2 protein-coding genes are annotated in these 966 nt (G+C 59.0%); both read right to left on the bottom strand.

Annotated elements, in window-relative coordinates; all coding sequences use genetic code 11:
• Positions 1-84: 84 nt before the first annotated feature.
• On the bottom strand, positions 85-411 hold the full coding sequence (locus tag EOA22_RS35210; RefSeq protein WP_027036398.1) for a low affinity iron permease family protein: 327 nt from the start codon (positions 409-411) through the stop codon (positions 85-87).
• A 110-nt stretch (positions 412-521) separates the two neighbouring features.
• A partial coding sequence (locus EOA22_RS35205) for a response regulator (protein WP_127390694.1) occupies positions 522-966 on the bottom strand: 445 nt, incomplete at its 5' end.

Genomic DNA, 966 nt, shown 5'->3' with positions numbered 1-966 from the left:
AGATAGATGAGCACCTTTCGCCAAGGCGCAATGCGGGAGGTCTTCTTGCGGGCGCCTGACGCAACGGGACCGAAAGGCTGCACGTCAATCGCCCTGTTGCTGGCGATGGCGATGTTTTTCGATCTCCTCGGGCTCTTCATCGTCGATCCGGGTGATGTTTGAAGCCGCGTGATCTGACCGCAGGATCTCGTCCAGCTTGGCATGGATCGCTTGAGTGTCGCGGTGCTCCGCACGCTGGATGAACAGCGTCATCGCCCAGGTGAACAATGTTGCGGCTCCATGCCAATCCAAGCTCTGTCGCTCGAAAATCATCCAAAGAATTGCGTAGGCCAACAAGACCAGGAACGCAGCGGGACGGGAAGTCAGTGTGCCGATTGAGGTAAGGGCGCTGGTGATCGGATGATTTGCCATTCCAGAGAACTCGCGGCAGTCCCCCTGGTTCCGGCGAGACATCATACCGCCCCGCCGTGCCTGCAGTGGATTTGGGTCGGCCGCTTGAGTACATCGCCTCTGGCCGATCGTTACTTTCGATCGAGCACCTTTCGGACCTTCTCGGCCAGCTCGTCGATCGTGTAGGGTTTGGTCAAAAGCTCCGTTCCAAAATCGAGCGTGCCATTGTGAACAATCGCGTTTCGCGTGTAGCCGGTGGTGTAGAGCACCTTTAGTGACGGGTGCGATGTCCTGACCTTGTCCACCAGTTCGCGGCCTGACATTTCCGGCATGACCACATCGGTGAACAGAAGCGAAGGCACATGCCCGCTCTCCACGGCGGCAAGTGCATCTCGTGGCCCCGACATTTCCAGGACGGAATAGCCCAGTTCTCGCAGCGCTTCTGCGGCCATCAGGCGTACACGATCTTCATCCTCGACGATCATGATGACCTCGTCTGAATGTCCCGGATGCTCGCCCGCCAAGGCGGCGGCCGGGCTGTCGGGAATGCCGCCATGCGACCGCGGTAGATAGATC

Origin of the sequence: Mesorhizobium sp. M7A.F.Ca.US.014.04.1.1 (assembly GCF_003998745.1) — a bacterium.
GTDB classification, from domain to species: Bacteria; Pseudomonadota; Alphaproteobacteria; order Rhizobiales; family Rhizobiaceae; genus Mesorhizobium; species Mesorhizobium ciceri.
This window is presented reverse-complemented; position numbering and strand designations above follow the sequence as displayed.

What these genes read in the sequence shown, in the direction of transcription:
- EOA22_RS35210 (WP_027036398.1), bottom strand. Translation starts at nt 411, where the DNA reads ATGGCAAATCATCCGATCACCAGCGCCCTTACCTCAATCGGCACACTG.